Genomic DNA, 25,743 nt, shown 5'->3' on the forward strand with positions numbered 1-25,743 from the left:
TCCCGGGGCGTCGGCCCGTCTCGGGTGGAAGAGACCTCCGGCAGCGACGACGCTGACCCTTTGCCATTCACGAACCGGAGGCGCAGTGGATGTATCCGTGACCCTGTGGGTCCTTACCATCTTGGGTCTGGCCGCCCTGATCGGGATCGACTTCTTCATCGGCCGCAAGCCGCACGACGTGTCCGTCAAGGAAGCCGGAATCTGGACCGTCGTCTGGATCGCCCTGGCCGGGCTCTTCGGCCTCGGCCTGCTCCTCTTTGCCGGCGGTCAGCCCGCCGGCGAGTTCTTCGCGGGCTTCATCACCGAGAAGTCGCTGAGCGTCGACAACCTCTTCGTCTTCGTCCTCATCATGGCGAAGTTCGCCGTGCCCTCGCAGTACCAGCAGCGGGTGCTGCTCGTCGGCGTCCTCATAGCCCTGGTCCTGCGGGCCATCTTCATCGCCGCGGGCGCCGCGATCCTCGCCAGCTTCTCCTGGGTGTTCTATCTCTTCGGTGCCTTCCTTATCTGGACCGCCTGGAAGCTGATCCAGGAGGCGCGGGCCGACGAGGAGGAAGAGGAGTTCGAGGAGAACAAGCTGCTCAAGGCCGCGGAGCGCAGGTTCGGCGTGGCCGACCGCTACCACGGCACCAAGCTGTGGATCCAGCAGAACGGCAAGCGGGTCATGACCCCGATGCTGGTCGTGATGCTCGCGATCGGTACGACGGACGTCCTGTTCGCGCTGGACTCCATCCCCGCGATCTTCGGCCTGACGCAGGACCCGTACATCGTCTTCACGGCCAATGCCTTCGCGCTGATGGGTCTACGGCAGCTGTACTTCCTCATCGGCGGACTGCTGAAGAAGCTGGTCCACCTCTCCTACGGTCTGTCGATCATCCTCGGCTTCATCGGCGTCAAACTGGTGCTGCACGCCCTGCACGAGTCCGGCGTCCATGTCCCGGAGATCAGCATCCCGGTGTCGCTCGGAGTCATCTGCGCGGTCCTGATCGTCACCACGATCACCAGCCTGCGGGCCTCCAGGAAGCAGGCGGCGGCCGAGGCGGCGCAGGGCCGGAGCGAAGGCGCTCCGAAGGACAGCATCGACGTCTGACCGCGTCGGACGTAGGAACAACCACCCGGTGGAGCGGCGCGAAGCGCATTGCCGGCCCACCGCTCCCGGTGCTCCGCCACCCGGTGGAGGCAACCGTGACATTCGTCCAGATCATCGACTTCGAGACCGACCGCATCGACGAGATGAAGGCCCTCGCGGACGAGATGCGCAACCAGCTTGCCGGCAGTGAGAACAGCCCCACGCGCCGCCTGATCCTCAAGGACCGCAGCCGGCCCGGCCACTACCTGGGAGTGATCGAGTTCAACTCCTACGAGGAGGCCATGCGAAACAGCGACGACCCCCAGACGAGCAAGTTCGCCGAGCAGATGGCCGGCCTGTGCACCGCACACCGTCCTTCACCGACTGCGACGTCGTGGACATGACCGACTTCACGTAACTGTTCCGACCGACCGCACTCGTACGACCCGGGGGCCGCGCCGCTCCGGCGGCGGGCCCCCGGAGCCCGAATGGGCCGGAATGCGAACGCCGTTCGCCTCTGCCACCATCGCTGCATGATCACTCGGCTCGGGTCGCTCACCACTCAGTGGACGTTCCTGGTGCCGGTGCTCGCGGTCGTCCTGCTCCTGTTCCCTGGGGCCGTGATCTGCCAGGCGTGACCGTCGCGCTCGTGACCGTGATCCTCGCCGGATCAGTGCTGGCCGCCGTCCACCACGCCGAGGTCGTCGCCCACCGGGTCGGCGAACCCTTCGGCTCCCTGGTCCTCGCCATCGCCGTCACGATCATCGAGGTCGCCCTGATCGTCACCCTCATGGTCGACGGCGGCGACAAGAGTTCCACCCTGACCCGGGACACCGTCTTCGCGGCCGTGATGATCACCTGCAACGGCATCGTCGGCCTCTGTCTCCTTGTCGCCTCCCTGCGCCACGGCACCGCGGTCTTCAACCCCGAGGGCACAGGTGCCGCCCTCGCGACCGTGGCCACCCTGGCCACGCTCAGCCTGGTCCTGCCGACCTTCACCACCAGCAGACCGGGCCCGGAGTTCTCCGGCGTCCAGCTGACCTTCGCGGCCGTGTCCTCACTGATCCTGTACGGCCTGTTCGTCGCCACCCAGACCGTGCGGCACCGCGACTACTTCCTGCCGATCACCCGGCAGGGCGAGGTGATCGACGGCGACGACCACGCCCAGGCCCCCTCCGCGCGCACGGCGTGGATCAGCCTCGGCCTGCTGGGCCTCGCCCTCGTCGGCGTCGTCGGACTGGCCAAGGGCGTGTCGCCGACGATCGAGTCCGGCGTGGAGGCGGCCGGCCTGCACCCCGCCGTCGTCGGTGTGATCATCGCCCTGCTGGTACTGCTCCCCGAGACCATCGCCGCCTTGCGCTCCGCCCGCCGCGACCGCGTGCAGACCAGCCTCAACCTGGCGCTCGGCTCGGCCATGGCCAGCATCGGCCTGACCATCCCCGCCGTCGCCCTCGCCTCCGTCTGGCTCTCCGGCCCCCTGCTCCTGGGCCTCGGCGCGACCCACATGCTGCTGCTCGCGCTCACCGTGGTCGTCAGCTCCCTCACGGTCGTACCGGGCCGGGCCACACCGCTCCAGGGCGGCGTCCACCTGGTGCTGTTCGCCGCCTATCTGGAGCTGGCGATCAACCCCTAGACCGCACTCACCCGGTGACCGGCTCGGACGCCGCCACCGGCACCGGGCGCGTCTCCGGCAGCAGCGCGAAGCAGCCGAGGCTCAGCAGCGCGACAGCCGTCAGATACGCCCCCACCGCCCATGGCACCCGCCCGCTGTGCTCCGCAAGCGCCGTCGCCGCGATCGGTGTGAGCGCGCCTCCGAGGACCCCGCCCAGGTTGTAGCCGAAGGCGGCGCCGGTGCAGCGCACCCGGGGCTCGTACAGCTCCGGCAGATAGGCGGCGACGACCGAGAACATGGTGATGAAGGAGACCAGCGCGCCCGCGAACCCCAGGAACATCAGCAGGGGCTCACCGGTCGCCAGCAGCGCGACCATCGGGAACATCCACAGCGTCGAGGCCGCACACCCCACCAGGCACAGCGGCCGCCGCCCGTAGCGGTCGCCCAGCAGGGCCATCACCGGCGTGAGCGAGCCCTTCACCACCACGGCGGCCATGATGCAGATCAGCATGACGGTACGGCTCACCCCGAGCCGGTCCGTCCCGTACGCCAGCGACCAGGTGGTCACCGCGTAGAACACCGCGTACCCGACCGCGAGCGCCCCCGCCGTCAGCAGCACCAGCCGCCAGTGATGCCGTACGACATCGGCGAACGGCACGCGCGCGTGCTCGTCGAGCTCCAGGAACCGGGGGCTCTCGGCGAGCGACGAACGCAGCCACAGCCCGCTCAGCGCCAGCGCTCCCGCCGCCCAGAACGGCACCCGCCACCCCCACTGCGCGAACTGCGCTTCGGACAAAGACGCAGACAGGGCCAGCATCACGCCGTTGGCGAGCAGAAAACCGACGGCCGGGCCGATCTGCGGAAAGCTCGACCACAGGGCGCGCCGCCCGGCGGGCGCGTGCTCCGCGGTCAGCAGCACCGCCCCACCCCACTCCCCGCCGAGCCCCAGCCCCTGCAGGAAGCGCAGCACGAGCAGCAGTACGGGCGCGGCGACGCCGATCGTGCCGTACGTCGGCAGACAGCCGACCGCGACCGTCGAGGCGCCGGTCAGCAGCAGGGACGCCACCAGGACCGGACGCCGGCCACGCCGGTCCCCGATGTGCCCGAACAGCACCGAGCCCAGCGGCCGGGCCACGAACCCCACACCGAACGTCCCGAACGCCGCCAGCGTCCCCGCGAGCGGTGAGAACGTAGGGAAGAACAGCAGCCCCAGGACGAGCGCCGCGGCGGTGCCGTAGACGAAGAAGTCGTAGAACTCGATAGCGGTCCCGGCGAGCGAGGCGGCCGCCAGCCGCAGCATCGAGGGAGCCCTTACAGTGCGTACATCGTGCATGTCGCGACAACTACCCACGGTGACCGTGAGTTACGGGGGCGCACGGCGCCCTTCACGGGCGCCTCGGCGCACCGTGATAAACCGGTCTGAGCCGCGGTCCTCCCAGGGCCGCTCATCATTCGAACGGACCGGAGGAAGCGTGCCCCGCACCCTGGCCAACGCCCCGATCATGATCCTCAACGGGCCCAACCTGAACCTGCTCGGCCAGCGCCAGCCCGAGATCTACGGCTCCGACACACTCGCCGACATCGAGGCCCTCTGCGCCAAGGCGGCGGCCGCGCACGGCGGCACCGTGGACTTCCGGCAGTCCAACCACGAGGGCGAACTGGTCGACTGGATCCACGAGGCGCGCCTGAACCACTGCGGAATCGTCATCAACCCGGGCGCCTACTCGCACACCTCGGTCGCCATCCTGGATGCCCTCAACACCTGTGACGGCATGCCCGTGTTGGAGGTCCACATCTCCAACATCCACAAGCGCGAGTCGTTCCGGCACCACTCCTATGTCTCCCTGCGTGCCGACGGCGTGATCGCCGGATGCGGTGTGCAGGGCTATGTGTTCGGCGTGGAGCGGGTGGCGGCGCTGGCCGGCGCCGCCAACGCCGACGCGTGACGCCTCAGAGCCGACCTGCCTCCACGATCCGCCGCAGGAAGCGCCGGGTGCGTTCCTGCTGCGGGTCACCGAACACCTGCTCCGCGGTGCCGTGTTCCAGTACGACACCGCCGTCCAGGAAGCACACCTGGTCTGCGACGTCCCGGGCGAAGCCCATCTCGTGCGTCGCCAGCACCATGGTCATGCCGTCGTCCTTCAGATCCCTGACCACGGTGAGGACCTCGCCCACCAGCTCCGGGTCGAGGGCGGCGGTGATCTCGTCGAGCAGCAGCAGCCGGGGCCGCACCGCCAGGGCGCGCACGATCGCCACACGCTGCTGCTGACCGCCGCTCAGCCGGTCGGGGTAGGCGCCGGCCTTGCCGCCCAGTCCGAGGCGCTCCAGGAGCTCCCTGGCCCGCTCCTCGGCCTCCGCACGGGAGACGCCGTGCACCCGGCGCGGCGCCAGGGTGACGTTGTCCAGCACGGACATGTGCGGGAAGAGGTTGTACGCCTGGAAGACCACGCCGATACGACGGCGCACCGCGTCCTCGTCAGCGCGCGGGTCGGTGATCTCCTCGCCGTCCAGCCAGATCGCGCCGTCGTCGATCTCCTCAAGGAGGTTGGTACAGCGCAGCAGCGTCGACTTGCCGGATCCGGACGCGCCGATCAGCGCCGTCACCGTGTGCGGGGCGACCTCCAGGTCCACGTCCCGCAGGACCACCGAACCGCCGAAGGTCTTGCGGACGGACTCCATGCGCAGGACAGGTGCGTTGCTCATATGGAACCTCCCTGGGCCTGCTGCCGGTCCATCCTGGCCGTCACCCAGTCCGTGAAGCGGGTCATCGGGATGGTCAGCGCCACGAAGACCAGCCCGGCCACGATGTACGGCGTGTAGTTGAGGCTGCGGCCCACGATGATGTCCGCCGCCCGGACGGCGTCGATCGCACCGCCGATCGACACGAGACCGGTGTCCTTCTGGAGCGACACCAGGTCGTTCAGCAGCGGCGGTACCTGACGCCGTACAGCCTGTGGAAGCACGACGTAGCGCAGGGCCTGCCGGTTCGTGAGGCCGAGCGAGCGGGCCGCCGCGCGCTGCGAGGGGTGGACCGACTCGATGCCCGCGCGGAACACCTCGGCGACATAGGCGGAGTACGTCAGCGTCAGCGCCGTACCCCCCAGCAGCACCGGATCGACCGTCACGCCCTGCAGCCGAAGCGCCGGGACACCCAGCACCACGATCATCAGGTTGATGATCAGCGGCAGCCCGCGGAAGAAGTCGGTGTACGCCGCCGCGAGCGCCCGCAGCGGGAAGAACACCGGCCCGCGCAGCGTACGGGCGATGGCGATCAGCATGCCGAGGACCAGTACGGCGGCACCGCAGACGACCAGCAACCGGACGTTCAGCCACAGTCCTTCGAGGACCTTCGGAAACGCCTCGCGCGCGTACTGCCCGTTGAAGAACGTCTCCTTGGTGCGCGGCCAGCCGGGCGCGTTGACGACGACGAGGTAGAGCACCGCCGCCGTGACCAGCGTGGAGAACGCGGCGACCGCGGTGGCGCGGCGGGCGCGGACGCGCTGGTAGCGCTCCCGCTCCAGCCTTCGTCCGGACGGGGTGTAACCGTCGTCCCCGTGCGCGGACATGCCACTGGTGCCGTCCGCGCCCTCCCGGCCGGACTCGTCCTTCGTGACGGTCACTTGAGCACCGGGGCGTCGACGGCGTCGGAGAGCCACTGCTTCTCCAGCTTCGCCAGGGTGCCGTCCTTGCGCAGCGCGTCGACCGCGCCGGTCACGCACGAGGTCAGCGCGCTTCCCTTGTCGAGGACCAGACCGAACTGCTCGGGCGTGCCGCCCTGGTTCTCGAACTGGCCCACGATCCTGGCGTTCGTCACCTCCGCCGAGGTGATGTAGAACGCGGTCGGGAGGTCGGTGACGATCGCGTCCACCTGGCCGTTCTTCAGCGCCGACTTGGCCTGGTCGTTCTTCGCGTACACGGCGGCCTGCTGCGACGGCTTCACCACATCGGTGATGTAGTCGAGGCTGGTGGTGCCGACCTGCGCGCCCAGCTTCAAGCCCTTCAGACCGGCGACGCTCGTCGCCTTCGCGGCCTTGCTGTCCTTGAGCGCGATGACCGCCTGACGCACGTCGTAGTAACCCGACGAGAAGTCCACGGCCTTCTTGCGCTCGGCGCTGATGGACACCTGGTTGATGTCGAAGTCGAAGGTCTTCACCCCGGGCGCGAAAGCCTTGTTGAACGGCACGCTCTGCCAGACGACCGCGCTCTTGCCGTACCCCAGCCGCTTCGCCACGGCGTACGCGACCGCCGACTCGAAGCCCTCGCCGTTGGCCGGCTTGTCGTCCTTGAACCACGGCGCGTACGCCGGTTCGTCCGTCGCGATCGTCAGCTTGCCGGAGGACCTGGTGCCCAACTTGCCCTGGGCGCAGGTGGTTCCGGCCGACGAGGAGGACGCGCCGGACGCCTTCTCGTCCGGCTGCGGAGCACAGCCGACAGCGGTGGCGACCAGGGCTATGGTGGCGGCGGCGACAGCGCGGCGCAGTGCGCTCGGGGCAGGATGCATGGCGGGAGAGTGGCAGCGAACGCCGCGTCTGTCCAGGTCAAGAGGGTATTTGTCCGCATACTGGGAACCGGTGTTGCGGTCATGTGAACGTTGCCTGTTGCGGCTTGCGAGGTGGACACGGCCGGGGCCGCCGGCCGAGGGCGGGGGAATGGTGACCGGCGGCCCGTACCGCTCAGGAGCCGTCATCCTGTGCGGGGCTGCTACCAGTTGACCGCGCAACGACGCGCGCGGGGAGCGTGCGCTGAGCCCCGCCGCGTGCGAACCGTTCACACGGGGCGCGCGATGGGTCCGCGCGGGGCGTGCGAGGTCTCATGCGCGGGGCGCGGGTGAAGGTGTCTGCGCCGGGAGTGAGTTGAGAACCGGGCGCCGGGCGTGTCGAGGCCCGTATGCCCGGGTGCGCTGAGACCCGTACGCCAGGCTTCGCGCTCACACGCACGGCTCACACGCACGGCTCACACGCACGGCTCACACGCACGGCTCACACGCACGGCTCACACGCACGGCTCACACGCACGGCTCACGCCCATGGCGCGCGCCCCCGGCGCTCACCAACCGCGCCCCCCGGGGCTCACCACCCGCGCGCGTGCCACTCCGGCAGGTGCGGGCGCTCGGTGCCCAGCGTGGTGTCGTTGCCGTGCCCCGGGTACACCCAGGTCTCGTCCGGCAGCACGTCGAAGATCTTCGTCTCGACGTCGTGGATCAGGCTGGCGAACGCCTTCGGGTCCTTACGGGTGTTGCCGACCCCGCCGGGGAAGAGGCAGTCCCCGGTGAAGACGTGCGGATGGCCGTGCGGGTCGTCGTAGACCAGGGCGATGGAGCCGGGGGTGTGGCCGACGAGATGGCGGGCGGTCAGTTCGACCTGGCCGACCCGGATGACATCGCCGTCGTCGACGGGGACGTCAGTGGTGACCGGGATTCCGGAGGCGTCCTCCCGGCCCGCGTACGTCCGCGCGCCGGTGGCGGTGACGACCTCGGCCAGCGCCTGCCAGTGGTCGCCGTGCTGGTGCGTGGTGACGACGGACGCGATGCCGTCGTCACCGATCATCCCCAGGAGTGTCTCCGCGTCGTTGGCCGCGTCGATCAGCAGTTGCTCGTCCGTGGCGCGGCAGCGCAGCAGATAGGCGTTGTTGTCCATCGGCCCGACCGCGATCTTGGTGATCATCAGGTCCTTGAGCTCGTGCACGTCCGCCGGCCCGCCGACCGTCACCTCTCCGCTGTACGTCATGGCGGTCAGCCTATAGGGGGAGTGGTCGGCGAGGTGCCGTGCGCTACAGCGGAGGAAGCGCGGGCAGGGCGCCGCCCCGCACCGTCAGGGCCGAGCCGTCGCGGCGGCCGGCGAGCCAGCCGAGCAGATCGGCGGCGCTTGCCTCGACCGCGATCGGGCCTCCGGGGGCGCCACCGCCCGTCGTCCAGACGCCGCCGCCGTCGCTGCGCAGTCCGGTCGAGGGGACGTCCCGGTGGCCGCCGAAGCGTTCTGCCAGGAAGTCGATCTCCCGTTCGGTGAGCTCCTTCGGAAGATCCTCCAGCTCATAGCCGATCCCGAGGTCGACATGGTGCAGCTCGACTTCGACCCAGCGCCGGAACGGCACCCGTGCCGCCGAGTCCGTGACCCCGCTGCGCAGCTCCACCGTGCGCGTCCAGTCGGCCGGCGCGGCCCCTCTGGCCCGGAAACGGACATCGCTCTCGCGCAGGTCGGCGAGCTGGGCGTCGAGCGGGCGCGGTGCGTCACGGTCGATGTCGGCGTCCCGGGCCACGCCGGAGACGTACATGGGACGTCCCTCGAGGACGTTCGTGAGCGCGTCCGCGTTGCGGGCAAGGTGGGCCAGGACATGACCGACGGACCAGCCGGGCAGCCGTGACGGTCGCGTCACGGACGCGTTGTCCAGTTGGGCGACTGCGGTGAGGAGCCGGTCCGTCGCTTCCTGTACAGACGCCAGGTCATGAGCGTGATCAATCATGGGGCTGACACTAGTCCCGCCACCCCTTCGGGTGAAGGGTTCGCGCGTGGTCCGGGAATCGAATGCGCGTGCTATATCGTCGGTGGTGGCGTCGGGCATGCTGGATGGTCCGGGGTTGTTTACGCATCCAGGAATCCAACCGGCGTTGTCAGTGGCTCCCCCTAGTCTGAGAAGCACGGGGCCCTGCCCCTGTCACTTCTCTCAAGAAAGGTGCGGACCGGCTGTGGCCGACCGTCTCATCGTCCGTGGCGCGCGCGAGCACAACCTGAAGAATGTCTCGCTCGACCTGCCTCGTGACTCGCTCATCGTCTTCACGGGTCTGTCCGGATCGGGCAAGTCCTCCCTGGCCTTCGACACGATCTTCGCCGAAGGCCAGCGTCGCTACGTGGAGTCGCTCTCCTCGTACGCCCGCCAGTTCCTCGGGCAGATGGACAAGCCGGACGTGGACTTCATCGAGGGTCTGTCCCCGGCGGTGTCCATCGACCAGAAGTCGACCTCGCGCAACCCGCGCTCGACGGTCGGCACCATCACCGAGGTCTACGACTACCTGCGTCTGCTCTTCGCGCGCATCGGCAAGCCGCACTGCCCCGAGTGCGGCCGCCCGATCTCGCGCCAGTCGCCGCAGGCCATCGTCGACAAGGTGCTGGAACTGCCGGAGGGGAGCCGCTTCCAGGTGCTCTCGCCGCTGGTGCGTGAGCGCAAGGGCGAGTTCGTCGACCTCTTCGCCGATCTCCAGACCAAGGGCTACAGCCGCGCGCGCGTGGACGGCGAGACCGTCCAGCTCTCCGAGCCGCCGACGCTGAAGAAGCAGGAGAAGCACACCATTGAGGTGGTCGTCGACCGTCTCACCGTGAAGGACACCGCCAAGCGTCGCCTCACCGACTCCGTGGAGACCGCGCTCGGCCTCTCCGGCGGCATGGTGGTGCTCGACTTCGTCGACCTCCCCGAGGACGACCCCGAGCGCGAGCGCATGTACTCGGAGCACCTGTACTGCCCGTACGACGACCTGTCCTTCGAGGAGTTGGAGCCCCGCTCCTTCTCGTTCAACTCGCCCTTCGGCGCCTGCCCCGAGTGCACCGGCATCGGCACGCGCATGGAGGTCGACCCGGAGCTGATCGTCCCGGACGAGGAGAAGTCGCTCGACGAGGGCGCCATCCACCCCTGGTCGCACGGGCACACCAAGGACTACTTCAGCCGTCTGATCGGTGCCCTCGCGGACGCGCTGGGATTCCGCACCGACATCCCATTCGCCGGACTGCCGCAGCGTGCCAAGAAGGCCCTGCTCTACGGCCACAAGACACAGATCGAGGTCCGCTACCGCAACCGGTACGGGCGCGAGCGCCTGTACACCACGCCCTTCGAGGGTGCTGTGCCCTTCGTCAAGCGCCGGCACAGTGAGGCCGAGAGCGACGCCAGCCGCGAGCGCTTCGAGGGCTATATGCGCGAGGTGCCCTGCCCGACCTGTGAGGGCACCCGCCTGAAGCCGATCGTCCTCGCGGTCACGATCATGGAGAAGTCGATCGCCGAGGTCTCGGCGATGTCCATCAGCGACTGCGCGGAATTCCTGGGCGAGCTCAAGCTCAACACACGCGACAAGAAGATCGCCGAGCGCGTCCTGAAGGAGGTCAACGAGCGGCTGCGGTTCCTGGTCGACGTCGGCCTGGACTACCTCTCGCTGAACCGCGCGGCAGGCACGCTCTCCGGCGGGGAGGCCCAGCGCATCCGCCTGGCCACCCAGATCGGCTCCGGTCTCGTGGGCGTCCTGTACGTCCTCGACGAGCCGTCGATCGGCCTGCACCAGCGCGACAACCACCGGCTGATCGAGACCCTGGTCCGGCTCCGTGACATGGGCAACACGCTCATCGTGGTCGAGCACGACGAGGACACCATCAAGGTTGCCGACTGGGTCGTCGACATCGGCCCCGGCGCGGGCGAGCACGGCGGCAATGTCGTGCACAGCGGCTCCCTCAAGGAACTGCTTGCCAACGAGGAGTCGCAGACCGGCCAGTACCTGTCCGGCAAGAAGTCGATCCCGCTGCCCGACATCCGCCGCCCGCATGACCCGTCCCGCCGGCTCACGGTGCACGGCGCCCGCGAGAACAACCTCCAGGACATCGACGTGTCCTTCCCGCTGGGCGTGTTCACGGCCGTCACGGGCGTGTCCGGCTCCGGCAAGTCGACGCTGGTCAACGACATCCTGTACACGCACCTGGCCCGTGAGCTGAACGGTGCGCGGAACGTCCCCGGCAGGCACACACGCGTGGACGGCGACGACCTCGTCGACAAGGTCGTGCACGTCGACCAGTCGCCCATCGGCCGCACCCCACGGTCGAACCCGGCGACGTACACCGGTGTCTTCGACCACATCCGCAGGCTGTTCGCCGAGACCACCGAGGCGAAGGTCCGCGGCTACCAGCCGGGCCGCTTCTCCTTCAACGTCAAGGGCGGCCGCTGCGAGAACTGCGCGGGCGACGGCACCATCAAGATCGAGATGAATTTCCTCCCGGACGTCTACGTCCCGTGCGAGGTCTGCCACGGAGCCCGGTACAACCGGGAGACGCTGGAGGTCCACTACAAGGGCAAGTCCATCGCCGAGGTCCTGAGCATGCCCATCGAGGAAGCCATGAACTTCTTCGAGGCCGTCCCGGCGATCAACCGCCACCTCGCGACGCTGAACGACGTCGGTCTTGGCTATGTCCGCCTCGGCCAGTCCGCGACCACCCTGTCCGGCGGTGAGGCGCAGCGGGTGAAGCTCGCCAGCGAGCTGCAGAAGCGCTCCACCGGGCGCACGGTCTACGTCCTGGACGAGCCGACCACCGGTCTGCACTTCGAGGACATCAGCAAGCTGCTGAAGGTCCTGGCCGGCCTCGTCGACAAGGGCAACACGGTCATCGTCATCGAGCACAACCTCGATGTGATCAAGACCGCCGACTGGGTCGTCGACATGGGTCCGGAAGGCGGTGCCGGCGGCGGACTCGTGGTCGCGGAGGGTACGCCCGAGGAGGTCGCGGCCGTCCCGGCCAGCCACACCGGGAAGTTCCTGCGCGAGATCCTCGGCGCCGATCGCATCAGCGACGCCAGCTCCGTGAAGGCCCCGCGCAAGACGGCGGCGAAGAAGACGGTGGCGGCCAAGTCGACGGCGAAGAGGACGGCGACCGCCACGACCGCCAACAACACGGCCACGAAGAAGGCGGCCGGAGCCACGAGGAAGACGGCGCCCGCGAAGAAGGCGACGAGGGGCCGCAAGGCCTGAGGCCGCCGGCCAACCCGGCCGGACAAATCCAGAGAAGTGCGGCGCCCCGCGGGAACTTCCCGTGGGGCGCCGCTCGTTGCACGATCAGCCGCCCGATCTGCGCGGCGACGACGAACCTTGACTCATCAACAGCGGAATCAGAGGAATCACCGAAAGCGGTGAATCGGCGAGCGAGCAGCCGAACGTCCTCTACAGGTCCCCGAGTTCGGAGGCGTACGGCGGCTCCGCACCCGCCCGGGAACAGGTGATCGCGGCTGCCCGCGCCGCGAATCGCAGCAGCCTTGTCCAGCCGTCGGCGCCCAGTCCCGCGAGCGCCTCGGCGGACAGGGCGTCCTGGGCGGCGAGTCCATGCAGCAGAGCCGCGTTCACGGTGTCGCCGGCGCCGATCGTGTCCACGACGTCGACCTCCTCACCGGGGATGGCGTACACGGTGCCGTCGGGGGTGAAGGCGCTGAGACCGTCACCGCCGTGGGTGACCACCACTGCCGAGGGGCCCGACGCCAGCCACTCGCGCGGGGTGCCGCCCAGCCACAGCGCGTCCTCCTCCGAGAGCTTGAGGAGGGTCACCGAGGGCAGCCAGCTCTTGAAGCGCGCCCGGTAGGCGTCCGGGTCCGTGATCAGACCTGCCCGGATGTTCGGGTCGAGGGCCGTGAACAGACCCTGCCCGGCCGCACCGCGCATCAGTTTCTCGTAGGCGCTCGCCCCCGGTTCCAGGACGAGCGAGAGCGTGCCGAAGGAGACGGCGCGGGTCGTGGCGGGGAGGCCGGCGGGGGCGGTGAACAGGCGGTCGGCGGTGCCGTCGACGTAGAAGGAGTAGGAGGCGGAGCCGCGCGCGTCGATCGTGGCGGCCGCGAGGGTGGTCGGTTCCGGGCCGCGCTCCACCAGGGAGACATCGACACCCGCGCGCCGCAGCCCGTCCAGCAGGGCTTCGCTGAAGGCGTCGTACGAGGTGCGGGAGCAGAACGTGGTGGGGGAGCCGAGGCGGCCCAGGGCCACGGCCGTGTTGTACGGCCCGCCGCCGAGCGCCGGCTGCAGAGGCGCGAGGGCGCCCGTGCCCTGCGGTACCAGGTCGATCAGTGCTTCACCGGCGACGACGATCACGAGAGCGTTCCTTCCTCGGGGTGCTCGGGATGCTGGAGATGCCCGAACTGCGGGACCTGCTGAGAGCGTGCGGACCGCTGACTCGACCGGTCCGACCGGTCCGACCGGCACCGCGCGGTCGCCGCCGCCCCACCGTCCTCCTCCTGGCAGCCGCACGACGTCCGGTGCACGAGGGCGCACGGAAGCCGTACGGTCCTGACGGGCCGGTCGGGGTTGGCCAGCCGGTCGAGGAGCACCCGGACCGCTTCGGCGCCGATCTCTCTGCTGGGCTGGGCGACGGCGGTGAGGCGGGGCGAGAACAGGTCGGCCCAGGCGAAGTCGTCGAAGCAGCACAGGGCGATGTCGTCCGGCACGGACAGGCCGTGTGCGCGCAGGGCGCGCAGGGCGCCGATGGTCATCGCGTTGTTGGCGGTGACAAGCGCCGTGGGCGGCGCGGCCAGCGACAGCAGGGCGGCGGTGGCCTGCTCGGCTCCGGCGGACTCGGAGTTGCCGGGGACAACCAGGCCTTCGTCGAGGGGCAGCCCGGCGGCGGCGAGCCCCTGCCGGTAGCCGGTGATCCGTTCACCGGTGGTGCTGAGCCCGGGCAGCCCCGCGACCAGGCCGATCCGGCGGTGCCCGAGACCGGCGAGGTGGGTGACGAGCCGGGCCGTCGGCTCGGTGCTCTCGGCGCAGACCTGGTCGAAGCGCGGGGCGGCGTCCGCGCGGCCGTCGATCACCCGGTCGAGGAGGACGGTCGGCACGGCGTGCCGGCCGAGGTAGGCGAGGAGTTCGCGCGGGTCGGCGGAGGGCGCGACGATCAAGCCGTCGACGCGGCGCTCGTGCAGAAGCTGGGCGACCTTGCGTTCGTGGACGGGGTCGTCGTGCGGATCGGCGATGAGCAGGCTGTAGCCGCGCTCCAGGACAGCGGCCTCGACGCCTTGGAGGATCCCGGTGAAGTAGGGGTTGCTGATCGCCGACACGGCGAGCCCGATGGAGCGGGTGCGGGAGGTCACCAGGGAGCGGGCGAGGGCGTTGTGGGTGTAGCCCAGTTCCTCGATGGCGTCGAGCACCGCCTGACGGGTGTGGGGCAGCACAGGACGCGTCTCGTTGAGCACATGGGAGACGGTCGCCACGGAGACACCGGCACTCCGGGCGACGTCGGACATGGTGGGCATGGAGCTCCCCTCCTTCGCGTCTCGCCCTTGGGTAAGGTTCTTCGTCCCGCCTGACGAGGCCCCTCGGTTCCCTCCCGGCTGCCACGGGCCTCGGCCGGGAAGCTACCCCACCGGAACCGCCGCGTAAACGCTTACGCAAGCGTTTACGTCCGGTTGGGTGAACTCTCCCAGCTCATACTCGCCCGGCCCCGGGTGCCCCCGCCCTCACACCCGTCTCACCCTCGCCCACAGCCCGACCCACCCCGAAGCGGGACGATCCGCCCAGGTATCGTCGCTCTGTCCCGCCACCGCCCCACCCGCCTGGAGCTCCTCATGCCCGCCCAGCCCTCCGCGAGCCGCCGTACCGTCCTGCGCGGGGCGGCGGTCAGCCCGGTCGCCGGCCTTGGGCTGGCCGCCTGCTCGGCTCCCGGCGGCGGAGCCTCGGCTGACGCGACGCCGACCGCCCCGGTCGACCTCGGAGCCGAGAGCGAGGTCGCCAAGGGCGGCGCGAAGCTCTACCCGGAGCACAACGTCGTCGCCAGCCGATCCGCCGACGGCGCCCTCAAGGCATACAGCACGATCTGCACGCACGCGGGGTGCCCGATCAACAAGCTCCAGGGCACGACGCTGGTCTGCCCCTGCCACGGCAGTGAGTTCGACGCGGTCACCGGAAAGGTGGTGCGACCGCCGGCCACCGAGCCGTTGAACGAGCTGCCGGTCAAGGTCGCGAACGGCCGGATCGTGGCGGGGCCGGGCGCCTGATCGGAGGGGACCCGGGTCAGCGGCGGGTCATTCCCAGTCCCAGCCGATCCCGAGAAGACCCGGCCGTACCCGGGGCTCGACCAGGTGGACGGAGCGATGCAGCCCGCTCAGCGGCAGGGCCTGCCGACCGGTGCGCGGGGCCGCCGCGGAGTGCTGGGCGAACCTGTGGCAGCGCGTGGGCAACGAGTCGGCGGCGAACCGCACCTGGAGGGTGTACTGGCCGCCGGGAAAGCCGAAGTCGCGGACGTACTCGCGGGAGACACCGGCCGTGCCGTCCTCCACGGCGTAGCGGAAGAGAAAGGTGTCTCCGGAGCGCAGGCGGGTGCCGAAGAGAAGCTCGGCGACGAGAAGGCCGGTCTCCGGGTCCGAACGGACGCGTCCGGTGCGGCAGTTCTCCAGGGCGCGCACGGTCATGTGCTGCGGGGCACAGCCGGGGTCGCCGTGGTGCACGGCCACGAAGCGGTCGACGCCGTCCCGGTGGGCGCGCACGATGTGCTGCGATTCACGGGCGGCCAGTTCGCGGTGAGCGCCGATCCGCACGCGCTCGTGGTGGCCCAGCGTGTGCAGACCGCCGTCGAGTGACCAGCCGAGCTCGGCCTGCAGTCGGTCCAGGACGTCGGAGGCCTCGATCAGGGAGCGGTAGGAGCGGGCGGCGGGGCGGCGTACGGCCGGGCCCTGGTCGCTATCGGAGAGCAGCCGGATCAGGGACTCGTCCGGGAGCTGGAGTATCTCCTCCAGTGCGCGGACGGCCCGCAGTGATTCCGGGCGCTGGGGGCGGCGGGCCCCCTGCTGCCAGTAACTCAGGCTGGTGACGCCCACTTTCACCCCGTAGCGCGACAGATGGTGCTGCACGCGCTGAAGCGGCAACCCGCGAGCGGCGATCGCGGCGCGCAGGGCCACATGGAAGGGGCCGCCCCGCAGGGCCGAGTCCAGTTCCGCGGTGGCGACGTCCGCGTGCTGTATGCCGTGCCGCATGCAGGGGGGCCTTTCTCTTATGGCTTCACAACGGCTGGTCAGGCCGTTGGTGCGGGTCCGGGGCCACCCCGTCGGCGTCGGTGCGGCCGCACCTGGGTACGCCGCTTCCGCAGGCCGTCGCTCACGGCCCCGAGTTCCCCCGCATTGAAGCGTGTTGACCAATCCCCGACAACACCTTCGATCGGCCGAGGGCGCCCACCTGGCCGAGGCGTGACCCCGTCGCCGGAAGGTTCGTGCGGGGGAGAGGGCGCCGTTGTCGTCCGGGAGACCGAAGCCTGGTCGCGGGCAGGGCGCCGATTTGGGGAGGAAGCCGCGCAAGGTCCGTTGCGATCGGCTCAACGGCTCCGCGTCGCTCACGGCCCGGGCACGCGTGCGCGGGAAGCCGGGCCGGCTCGCGATGCCACCGAGGTGGCCGATTCCGAGATCGGCTTCCGGGGCGGGCGCCGTCCTGGCGGCCGTGCCCCGGAGCGCGAGGATCTCGATCTGACGGCGGAGAGCCGCACCACGAGTGGCCTGGGCTCGCGCATCGGGGCAGATGCCGCCGCCGTCCCGCGTCCCCCGGACCCCGGCCGGTGCGCCGCGCCTCCGACACCCCGCCGCCTCTGCCCTGTCGGCCCACTGTTCCCGGGTGCTCCGATGCCCCTCTGCCCTGTCAGCCCAGCGTTACCGGAGGTCCGAAGGAAGCCCTCTTTTCCTCAGCGTCCGGGTACCCCGGAGCCCTCTTACCTCAGCGTTCCGGATGCCCCGAGAGCTCTCTGCGCTCGGCGTCCAGGACACCCCAGGAGCCCTCTTCTCCCGGCAGCCCCGCCGTCCGCCGAGCCTCCTCTGCCCTGTCACCCCGCGCTCCCGCGCCCCGCACGCCCCGGCGCCCCTTCCGTCCCCTGCCCCGCATTCCCGGACGCTCGCCGGTCCCGTCGGCCCCGCCGGGGGTTGTCCACAGGCCCGTCGCGGTGTCGGTGCGCGCCAGTAGGGTGTGAGATATGGCCGACCCCTCCAGCTACCGCCCCCAGCCGGGACAGATCCCGGACTCTCCCGGGGTGTACAGGTTCCGTGACGAGCACCGCCGGGTGATCTACGTCGGAAAGGCGAAGAGCCTGCGCCAGCGCCTGGCGAACTACTTCCAGGACCTGGCGAGCCTGCACCCCCGCACCCGGACGATGGTCACCACCGCCGCGTCCGTGGAGTGGACCGTGGTGTCCACGGAGGTCGAGGCGCTACAGCTGGAGTACTCCTGGATCAAGGAGTACGACCCCCGGTTCAACGTCAAGTACCGCGACGACAAGAGCTACCCGTACCTCGCGGTGACGATGAACGAGGAGTTCCCGCGTGTCCAGGTGATGCGCGGTCACAAGAAGAAGGGCGTCCGCTACTTCGGGCCGTACGGCCACGCGTGGGCGATCCGGGACACCGTCGACCTGCTGCTGCGCGTGTTCCCGGTGCGCACCTGCTCCGCCGGGGTGTTCAAGAACGCCGCCCGCACCGGCCGCCCCTGCCTGCTCGGCTACATCGGCAAGTGCTCGGCCCCCTGCGTCGGCCGGATCTCCCCCGAGGACCACCGCGAACTGGCCGAGGAGTTCTGCGACTTCATGGCCGGCCGCACGGGCACCTACCTCCGCCGTCTGGAGAAGCAGATGGCGGTGGCCGCCGAGGAGATGGAGTACGAGCGGGCCGCCCGGCTGCGCGACGACATCGAGGCCCTGAAGAAGGCCATGGAGAAGAACGCGGTCGTGCTCGCCGACGCGACCGACGCCGACCTGATCGCCGTCGCGGAGGACGAGCTGGAGGCGGCCGTCCAGATCTTCCATGTGCGCGGCGGGCGCGTGCGCGGTCAGCGCGGCTGGGTGACGGACAAGGTGGAGGACGTCACCACCGGGGCGCTCGTCGAGCACGCCCTCCAGCAGCTCTACGGCGAGGAGACGGGGGACGCCGTCCCCAAGGAGGTGCTGGTCCCGGCCCTGCCCGACCCGGTCGAGCCGGTCCAGGAGTGGCTCACCGGCCGCCGCGGGTCGAACGTCTCGCTGCGCATCCCGCAGCGCGGCGACAAGAAGGCCCTGATGGAGACCGTGCAGCGCAACGCCCAGCACGCGCTCGCCCTGCACAAGGCCAAGCGCGCCTCCGACCTCACCACCCGCTCCCGGGCCCTGGAGGAGATCGCCGACGCCCTGGACCTGGACAGCGCCCCGCTGCGTATCGAGTGCTACGACATCTCGCATCTCCAGGGCGACGACGTGGTGGCCTCCATGGTCGTCTTCGAGGACGGCCTGCAGCGCAAGAGCGAGTACCGCCGCTTCCAGATCAAGGGCTTCGCCGGCCAGGACGACGTGCGCTCCATGCACGAGGTGATCACCCGCCGCTTCCGCCGCTACCTCGCCGAGAAGGAGAGGACCGGGGAGTGGGTGGAGGACGGCACGGAAAGCGCCCTCACGGACGCCGGCGTATCCCCAGACCCCGGCGTACCCACGGACGCGGACGCCGGCGTCCCCCCAGACACCGGTGCACCCACAGACGCCCGAAACGACAGTGACGGCGTCCCCATCGACGGCTTCAAAGAAGACGACGGCCGTCCCAAGAAGTTCGCCTACCCGCCCCAGCTTGTGGTGGTCGACGGCGGCCAGCCCCAGGTCGCGGCGGCCAAGCGGGCGCTCGACGAACTCGGCATCGACGACATCGCGGTCTGCGGCCTGGCCAAGCGCCTCGAAGAGGTCTGGCTGCCCGAGGACGACGACCCCGTGGTCCTGCCCCGCACCAGCGAGGGCCTCTACCTGCTCCAGCGCGTCCGCGACGAGGCGCACCGCTTCGCCATCACCTACCAGCGCACCAAGCGCGCCAAGCGCTTCCGTGCCAGCCCACTGGACGACGTACCGGGCCTCGGCGAGACCCGCAAACAGGCGTTGATCAAGCATTTCGGCTCGGTGAAGAAGCTGCGGTCCGCCACAATCGAGCAGATTCAGGAGGTGCCCGGGATAGGCCGCAAGACGGCCGAGACCATCGCCGCGGCCCTCGCCCAGGCGGCCCCGGCCGCGCCTGCCGTGAACACGGCCACCGGAGAGATCATGGATGACAGGGAAGACGAGGCGCCCGAGACGACGGCGGACGCCTCGGGGGAGCCCGTACCCGCGGGCGCCCCGGACGATCGACGGGGGCAGGAGAGATGACCGAGCACGACGCACAGCACACAGCCCGGCGAGATCCGGCGTTCAGCGAAACGCAAGGTCCGCCCAAGGAAACGCACAACGAGGCGGGCCAGGATCAGCCGCAGGAAGCGGAGGCGAAAGCGGTCCAGGAAAACGGAGCAGAAGTGAGCACGGACGTCACTCAGGCCGGGGTGCCCGAGGCGGCCATCCCCGAGCTGGTGATCATCTCCGGCATGTCCGGAGCGGGCCGTTCGACGGCGGCGAAGTGCCTGGAGGACCTCGGCTGGTTCGTCGTGGACAACCTTCCGCCGGCCCTCATCCCCACCATGGTGGAGCTGGGCGCCCGCTCCCAGGGCAACGTGGCACGGATCGCGGTCGTCGTCGACGTGCGCGGCCGGCGCTTCTTCGACAATCTGCGCGAGTCCCTGGCCGACCTCGACAGCCGGGGCGTCACCCGCCGGATCGTCTTCCTGGAGTCCTCGGACGACGCCCTGGTCCGCCGCTTCGAGTCGGTGCGCCGCCCGCACCCGCTGCAGGGCGACGGCCGGATCGTCGACGGCATCGCCGCCGAGCGCGAGCTGCTGCGCGAACTGCGCGGTGACGCCGACCTGGTGATCGACACATCCAGCCTCAACGTGCACGAGCTGCGCGCCAAGATGGATGCCCAGTTCGCCGGTGAGGAGGAGCCCGAACTGCGGGCCACCGTGATGTCGTTCGGCTTCAAATACGGCCTGCCGGTCGACGCCGACCTGGTGGCCGACATGCGGTTCCTGCCCAATCCGCACTGGGTTCCGGAGCTGCGCCCCTACACCGGCCTCAACGAGGAGGTGTCGGCGTACGTCTTCAACCAGCCGGGCGCCAAGGAGTTTCTCGACCGGTACGCCGAGCTGCTGCGGCTGATCGCGACCGGATACCGGCGCGAGGGCAAGCGCTATGTGACCATCGCCATCGGCTGCACGGGCGGCAAGCACCGCTCGGTCGCCGTGTCCGAGAAGCTCGCTGCCCGTCTGGCCGCCGAGGGAGTGGAAACCGTAATCGTGCACCGGGACATGGGGCGCGAGTGACCGGACGCACTCCACGGCTGAGCAGGCTGCGACGGGTGGTGCCCGAGAGCCGCGCCGGCCGTCCCGTCGAGGCCCGCGGCGCCCGGCCGCGCCGGCGCGGTGCCCAGCCCAAGGTGGTCGCCCTGGGCGGCGGCATGGGCCTGTCCGCCTCGCTCGCCGCGCTGCGCCGGATCACCGGCGACCTCACCGCCGTCGTCACCGTGGCCGACGACGGCGGCTCCAGCGGGCGCCTCCGTGACGAGCTGGGCGTGCTTCCCCCAGGTGATCTGCGCAAGGCCCTTGCCGCGCTGTGCGGTGACGACGACTGGGGCCAGACCTGGGCCCGGGTCATCCAGCACCGCTTCCAGTCCAAGGGCGAACTGCACGAGCACGCGGTCGGCAATCTGCTGATCGTCGCCCTGTGGGAACAGCTCGGCGACCACGTGCAGGCCCTGGACCTGGTCGGCAAGCTGCTCGGCGCGCACGGGCGGGTGCTGCCCATGTCCGCCGTGCCGCTGGAGCTGCAGGCCCAGGTCAAGGGGCATAACCCGGAGCGGCCGGACGAGGTGGACATCGTCCGGGGGCAGGCCACGGTGGCGCTGACGCCCGGCGAGGTGCAGTCCGTCCACCTGGTGCCGCACGACCCGCCGGCCGTGCCGGAGGCCGTCGAGGCGGTCCTGGACGCGGACTGGGTGGTGCTGGGCCCTGGGTCATGGTTCTCCTCGGTGATTCCGCACCTGCTCGTCCCCGATCTCCTCGACGCGCTCACCGAGACCAGGGCCCGGAAGGTCCTGTCGCTGAACCTCGCACCCCAACCGGGTGAAACCGAAGGCTTTTCACCGCAGCGTCATTTGGAGGTTTTGGGGCGACACGCCCCTAAACTCGCCCTGGACGTGGTGCTGGCCGACGAGGCCGCCGTGCCCGACCGTGACTCGCTCACCGAGGCCGCCAAGCGGCTGGGAGCCGCGGTCGAGCTGGGCCCCGTGGCCCGGACCGACGGATCACCCCGGCATGATCCGGAGCTGTTGGCCGCCGCGTACGACCGTATTTTTCGGATGCATGGAAGGATCGGCCCATGGCGATGACGGCAGCGGTGAAGGACGAGATCTCCCGGCTACCCGTCACCCGGACCTGCTGCCGGAAGGCCGAGGTCTCCGCCATTCTGCGGTTCGCGGGCGGCCTCCACCTGGTGAGCGGGCGCATCGTGATCGAGGCGGAGCTGGACACCGCGATGGCGGCCCGGCGCCTCAAGCGGGACATCCTGGAGATCTTCGGCCACAGCTCCGAGCTGATCGTGATGGCACCCGGCGGACTGCGCCGCGGCTCGCGGTACGTGGTGCGTGTGGTCGCGGGTGGCGACCAGCTGGCCCGCCAGACCGGGCTGGTGGACGGCCGGGGCCGCCCGATCCGGGGCCTGCCCCCGCAGGTCGTCTCCGGGGCGACCTGTGACGCGGAGGCGGCCTGGCGTGGCGCCTTCCTGGCGCACGGCTCGCTGACCGAGCCCGGCCGTTCCTCCTCCCTGGAGGTGACCTGCCCCGGCCCGGAGGCCGCGCTGGCGCTGGTCGGCGCCGCCCGCCGGCTGTCCATCGCGGCGAAGGCGCGTGAGGTGCGCGGGGTGGACCGGGTGGTCGTCCGGGACGGTGACGCGATCGGCGCCCTGCTGACCCGCCTCGGCGCGCACGAGTCGGTGCTGGCCTGGGAGGAGCGCCGGATGCGCCGCGAGGTCCGGGCCACCGCGAACCGCCTCGCCAACTTCGACGACGCCAACCTGCGCCGCTCCGCCCGCGCCGCCGTCGCGGCCGGCGCCCGGGTCCAGAGGGCCCTTGAGATCCTCGCCGACGAGGTTCCCGAGCACCTCGCGGCGGCCGGCCGGCTGCGCATGGAGCACAAGCAGGCCTCCCTGGAGGAGCTGGGCGCGCTCGCCGACCCGCCGCTCACCAAGGACGCCGTCGCGGGCCGGATCCGCCGTCTGCTGGCGATGGCCGACAAGCGCGCGTCCGACCTGGGCATCCCGGGCACGGAGGCCAACCTCAGCGAGGAACTGGCCGACAACCTCGCAGTCTGAGGCACCGTCAGCGCACCGGTTGCCGACGGCCCAAGCGGCCGTCGGCACCGGGATTTGCATCCCTTTTAGGCCACCCTGAACTGTCTATGAGGTCCCCTTGACTCGATCATGGAGTGTCATGAGCCTGGCAGAAGTTCGCCGCCGTGGCGGACCACTGCTAGGGGGGTACATGAGACACAGAGCGAGATCGATCCTCGCTGTCGGCGCGCTCCTGCTCGGCGGAGCCGCACTCGCACCCATGGCCCAGGCGCAGACCGGGGGTTCGGCGAAGCCCGGCCCCGACGAGGTCAAGGTCTACCGCGCCGAGGTCACCAAGAAGCAGATTCCCCTGCTGCTCAAGGCCGGCCAGGACGGCCATGAACTCGGCGACCAGATCACCGGATCCGGCAAGACCGAAGTCGAGGTCTATCTCACCGACGGGCAGGCCCGGACCCTGGAGGAGCAGGGCGTCGACCTCACCGAGCACACCCTGTCGGCCAGGGCGGCGACACGTGTCGAGGACGCCTCCCAGGGAGTGTTCCGCCCGTACAGCGGCAGCGGCGGGCTCAAGGAGGAGATCCTCCGGACCGCGCAGGCCAATCCCGGCCTCACCAAGGTCGAGTCCATCGGCAGGACGATCGACGGCCAGGACATCCTCGCGCTCAAACTGACCAAGGGCGCGAAGAACTCGAAGGACGGTTCGAAGCCGTCCGTGCTGTATGTGTCCAACCAGCACGCGCGCGAGTGGATCACGCCGGAGATGACCCGCCGGCTGATGCACTACTACCTGGACAACTACACGACCGACAAGCGCGTCAAGAAGATCGTCGACGCGACCGAGCTGTGGTTCGTGCTGTCCGCCAACCCCGACGGCTACGACCACACCTTCCAGAACTCCGACACCCGCCTGTGGCGCAAGAACCTGCGGGACGTCAACGGTGACGGTGCCATCAGCACGGGTGACGGCGTCGACCTCAACCGCAACTTCGGCTACAAGTGGGGCTACGACGACGAGGGCTCGTCCCCCAACCCCACCAGCGAGACCTACCGCGGCGCGAGCCCCGAGTCCGAGCCCGAGACCAAGGCGCTGGACGCCTTCGAGAAGCGTGTCGGGTTCTCGTACGGCATCAACTACCACTCGGCCGCCCAGCTCCTCCTCTACGGCGTCGGCTGGCAGGTGGCCACCCCCACCCCGGACGACGTCCTCTACAAGGCGCTCGCCGGTACCCCGGACAACCCGGCGATTCCCGGCTACCGTTCGCAGGTCTCCTCGGAGCTGTACACCACCAACGGCGAGGCGGACGGCCACGCCTCGAACGTCAACGGCATGGCGATGTTCACCCCCGAGATGTCGACCTGCCAGACGGCCTCGAACATCGACCCGAACGATGCCTGGAAGGCCGCCGACTGCCAGTCGGTCTTCAACTTCCCGGACGACGAGAAGCTGATCCAGGACGAGTTCGAGAAGAACATCCCGTTCGCGCTCTCCGTCGCCGAGACCGCCGCCCACCCGGACCAGCCGGTCTCCTCGGTCGGCCTGAGCGCCGCCGACTTCACCCCGGCCTCGTTCGCCACGTCGTACTCGCGCGGCGCCGACCAGGAGGTCTCCGTCGTCGTCCGCAAGGCGATCCGCGACAAGGAGCTGAAGTACCGCGTCAACGGCGGCCGTACGCTGGACATGGCGCTCAAGCCCTGGCAGGGCGGTGAGACCTACGGCGGTGTGGACAACCTCTACTTCGACGAGTTCCGGGCCAAGGTGAAGGACGGCGTACCGGGCGACAAGGTCGAGGTGTGGTTCAGCGGGGAGACGAAGAGCGGCAGGAAGGTCTCCAGCGCACACTTCACGTACACCGTCGCCGCGCGCCCCAAGGCGGACACCCTGGTGGTCGCCGAGGAAGGCGTCGCAGCCACCCAGGCGCAGACCTACGTCGACGCGCTGAAGGCGGCCGGGCACAGGGCGGTCGTCTGGGACGTCGCCACCCAGGGCGCGCCCGACGCGCTCGGCGTGCTGAAGCACTTCAAGACCGTGGTGCACTACTCGGGCACGAGCGGCCCCGGCAACGACACCCAGCTCCAGCTGCGCGCCTATCTCAACGAGGGCGGCAAGCTGATCGAGGCGGGCGAGCTGGCCGGCGGCAGCGTCGACCTCGGCGACGGCACCCCGTCCAACGACTTCAGCCAGTACTACCTGGGCGCCTACTCCCGCACCTCGACCCCCGGGGCCACCGGCTTCACCGGCTCCGGAGCGCTGAACGGCTTCGCCGGGGCCCTGAGCGGTACCTCCGCCAACCCGCTCGACAAGGCCGGGACCTACGCCGTGACCTCCGACGAGCTCTCCGCCGGCACCTACCCCCAGTTCGCCAGCGCGGGCGCGGGCCAGTTCGCCGGGACCGTCAACCCGTACGGGCCGTACGCGGGGTCGTACATGGCGGCTGCCGTCCACACCGACGACGCCTACAAGCGCCTCACCCGCACCATCGACCTCACCGGTGTCAGCGCCCCCGACCAGCCGACCCTGAGCGCCAAGCTGCTCTGGGACACCGAGCCCGGCTACGACCACGCGGTGGTCGAGGCGCACACCGCGGGCGCCGACGACTGGACGACCCTGCCCGAGGCGGGCGGCGCCACCAGCGACGCCGTACCGAGCGAGTGCGGGGCCGGCTTCCTGATCACCGAGCACCCCTGGCTCAAGCACTATCTGACCATCGCGAACAACCAGTGCACAGCGAGCGGCACCACCGGCTCCTGGCACAGCCTCACCGGCGGCTCCGCGGGCTGGCAGTCCGTGAAGTTCGACCTGAGCGCCTACGCCGGGAAGACCGTCGAGATCTCCATCGGCTACCTCACAGACCCGGGCACCGGCGGGCACGGCGTCCTCGTCGACGACGCCTCGCTCGCGGTCGGCGGCGCGGCCACCGAGACCGAGGGCTTCGAAGTCTCACTGGGTCCCTGGAGCGTCACCGGACCGCCCGCGGGCAGCCCGGCCGTCCTCAAGGACTGGGCGCGCACGGGAGCCCTGTTCAAGACGTACGGGGCCGTCACCACCGGCCGCACCGTGCTGCTCGGTTTCGGCCTGGAACAGGTCGGCTCGGCCGCCGAGCGTGCCGCTCTGGTGAAGAAGGCGTTGACGGCACTCGACAACTGACGGCGAGATCACCCGA

19 protein-coding genes and 1 pseudogene are annotated in these 25,743 nt (G+C 70.2%); 11 read left to right on the forward strand and 9 right to left on the reverse strand.

Going from position 1 to position 25,743, the window contains the following annotated elements; genetic code table 11:
- Nucleotides 1-85: 85 nt before the first annotated feature.
- The 3 genes and pseudogenes from ABZ396_RS09840 (at nt 86) to ABZ396_RS09850 (ending at nt 2,699) form a co-directional block, all read left to right on the forward strand.
- Entirely contained in the window at nt 86-1,087 is a 1,002-nt protein-coding gene (locus tag ABZ396_RS09840) for a TerC/Alx family metal homeostasis membrane protein (protein ID WP_358914431.1), read from the forward strand.
- Nucleotides 1,088-1,182: 95 nt separating this feature from the next.
- Complete coding sequence (locus tag ABZ396_RS09845) at nt 1,183-1,470, forward strand: hypothetical protein (protein WP_358914433.1); 288 nt, start codon at nt 1,183-1,185, stop codon at nt 1,468-1,470.
- A 129-nt stretch (nt 1,471-1,599) separates the two neighbouring features.
- Nucleotides 1,600-2,699, forward strand: a pseudogene (locus tag ABZ396_RS09850) (ionic transporter y4hA).
- Between the two features lie 7 nt (nt 2,700-2,706).
- Here the strand turns inward: ABZ396_RS09850 and ABZ396_RS09855 are convergent.
- A complete protein-coding gene (locus tag ABZ396_RS09855; protein ID WP_358914435.1) occupies nt 2,707-3,978 on the reverse strand; it encodes an MFS transporter in 1,272 nt (423 codons plus the stop codon).
- Between the two features lie 172 nt (nt 3,979-4,150).
- Between ABZ396_RS09855 and aroQ the strand changes: the two genes are divergently transcribed.
- Nucleotides 4,151-4,624, forward strand: coding sequence for a type II 3-dehydroquinate dehydratase (gene aroQ, locus ABZ396_RS09860; RefSeq protein ID WP_358914437.1), 474 nt, complete (start codon nt 4,151-4,153; stop codon nt 4,622-4,624).
- A gap of 4 nt (nt 4,625-4,628) precedes the next feature.
- Here the strand turns inward: aroQ and ABZ396_RS09865 are convergent, their stop codons facing one another.
- The 5 genes from ABZ396_RS09865 to ABZ396_RS09885 form a co-directional block, all read right to left on the reverse strand.
- A complete protein-coding gene (locus ABZ396_RS09865; protein WP_358914439.1) occupies nt 4,629-5,381 on the reverse strand; it encodes an amino acid ABC transporter ATP-binding protein in 753 nt (250 codons plus the stop codon).
- Complete coding sequence (locus ABZ396_RS09870) at nt 5,378-6,298, reverse strand: amino acid ABC transporter permease (RefSeq protein WP_358914441.1); 921 nt, start codon at nt 6,296-6,298, stop codon at nt 5,378-5,380. The genes ABZ396_RS09865 and ABZ396_RS09870 overlap by 4 nt, the downstream gene beginning before the upstream one ends.
- Complete coding sequence (locus ABZ396_RS09875) at nt 6,295-7,179, reverse strand: ABC transporter substrate-binding protein (protein WP_358914443.1); 885 nt, start codon at nt 7,177-7,179, stop codon at nt 6,295-6,297. Before ABZ396_RS09875 ends, ABZ396_RS09870 begins: the two co-directional genes overlap by 4 nt.
- A gap of 568 nt (nt 7,180-7,747) precedes the next feature.
- Nucleotides 7,748-8,404 carry an MBL fold metallo-hydrolase gene (locus ABZ396_RS09880; protein WP_358914445.1) on the reverse strand — a complete coding sequence of 219 codons (657 nt, stop codon included), beginning with the start codon at nt 8,402-8,404 and terminating at the stop codon, nt 7,748-7,750.
- 43 nt (nt 8,405-8,447) lie between these two features.
- Complete coding sequence (locus ABZ396_RS09885) at nt 8,448-9,137, reverse strand: maleylpyruvate isomerase family mycothiol-dependent enzyme (protein WP_358914447.1); 690 nt, start codon at nt 9,135-9,137, stop codon at nt 8,448-8,450.
- Nucleotides 9,138-9,360: 223 nt separating this feature from the next.
- On the opposite strand from ABZ396_RS09885, the gene uvrA reads away from it, so the two are divergent.
- Nucleotides 9,361-12,390, forward strand: a complete 3,030-nt coding sequence (gene uvrA, locus ABZ396_RS09890) for an excinuclease ABC subunit UvrA (RefSeq protein ID WP_358914449.1) — start codon at nt 9,361-9,363, stop codon at nt 12,388-12,390.
- A gap of 189 nt (nt 12,391-12,579) precedes the next feature.
- On the opposite strand, the gene ABZ396_RS09895 is transcribed toward uvrA, so the two are convergent.
- Together ABZ396_RS09895 and ABZ396_RS09900 are read right to left on the reverse strand one after the other, a co-directional pair.
- Nucleotides 12,580-13,491: a carbohydrate kinase gene (locus ABZ396_RS09895; RefSeq protein WP_358914451.1), complete on the reverse strand. Its 912-nt coding sequence runs from the start codon at nt 13,489-13,491 to the stop codon at nt 12,580-12,582.
- A complete protein-coding gene (locus tag ABZ396_RS09900; RefSeq protein ID WP_358914453.1) occupies nt 13,488-14,645 on the reverse strand; it encodes a LacI family DNA-binding transcriptional regulator in 1,158 nt (385 codons plus the stop codon). Before ABZ396_RS09900 ends, ABZ396_RS09895 begins: the two co-directional genes overlap by 4 nt.
- A gap of 312 nt (nt 14,646-14,957) precedes the next feature.
- Here ABZ396_RS09900 and ABZ396_RS09905 point away from each other — a divergent pair, with 312 nt between their 5' ends.
- The gene (locus tag ABZ396_RS09905) at nt 14,958-15,386 is read left to right on the forward strand and encodes a Rieske 2Fe-2S domain-containing protein (protein ID WP_358914455.1); all 429 of its coding nucleotides are present in this window, start codon (nt 14,958-14,960) and stop codon (nt 15,384-15,386) included.
- A 27-nt stretch (nt 15,387-15,413) separates the two neighbouring features.
- Here ABZ396_RS09905 and ABZ396_RS09910 read toward each other — a convergent pair whose 3' ends face one another.
- Nucleotides 15,414-16,361 carry a hypothetical protein gene (locus tag ABZ396_RS09910; RefSeq protein ID WP_358914457.1) on the reverse strand — a complete coding sequence of 316 codons (948 nt, stop codon included), beginning with the start codon at nt 16,359-16,361 and terminating at the stop codon, nt 15,414-15,416.
- Between the two features lie 980 nt (nt 16,362-17,341).
- Here ABZ396_RS09910 and uvrC point away from each other — a divergent pair.
- From uvrC to ABZ396_RS09935, 5 genes are all read left to right on the forward strand, one after another.
- Entirely contained in the window at nt 17,342-19,516 is a 2,175-nt protein-coding gene (gene uvrC / locus ABZ396_RS09915) for an excinuclease ABC subunit UvrC (RefSeq protein ID WP_358914458.1), read from the forward strand.
- Nucleotides 19,513-20,559, forward strand: coding sequence for an RNase adapter RapZ (rapZ, locus tag ABZ396_RS09920; RefSeq protein WP_358914460.1), 1,047 nt, complete (start codon nt 19,513-19,515; stop codon nt 20,557-20,559). Before uvrC ends, rapZ begins: the two co-directional genes overlap by 4 nt.
- Nucleotides 20,556-21,623, forward strand: coding sequence for a uridine diphosphate-N-acetylglucosamine-binding protein YvcK (gene yvcK, locus ABZ396_RS09925; RefSeq protein WP_358914462.1), 1,068 nt, complete (start codon nt 20,556-20,558; stop codon nt 21,621-21,623). Before rapZ ends, yvcK begins: the two co-directional genes overlap by 4 nt.
- Entirely contained in the window at nt 21,614-22,603 is a 990-nt protein-coding gene (whiA, locus tag ABZ396_RS09930) for a DNA-binding protein WhiA (RefSeq protein WP_358914464.1), read from the forward strand. The genes yvcK and whiA overlap by 10 nt, the downstream gene beginning before the upstream one ends.
- A 169-nt stretch (nt 22,604-22,772) precedes the next feature.
- On the forward strand, nt 22,773-25,727 hold the full coding sequence (locus ABZ396_RS09935) for a M14 family zinc carboxypeptidase (RefSeq protein WP_358914466.1): 2,955 nt from the start codon (nt 22,773-22,775) through the stop codon (nt 25,725-25,727).
- Nucleotides 25,728-25,743 lie beyond the last annotated feature (16 nt).

This window comes from Streptomyces sp. NPDC005866 (assembly GCF_040629895.1).
Taxonomy (GTDB): Bacteria; Actinomycetota; Actinomycetes; order Streptomycetales; family Streptomycetaceae; genus Streptomyces.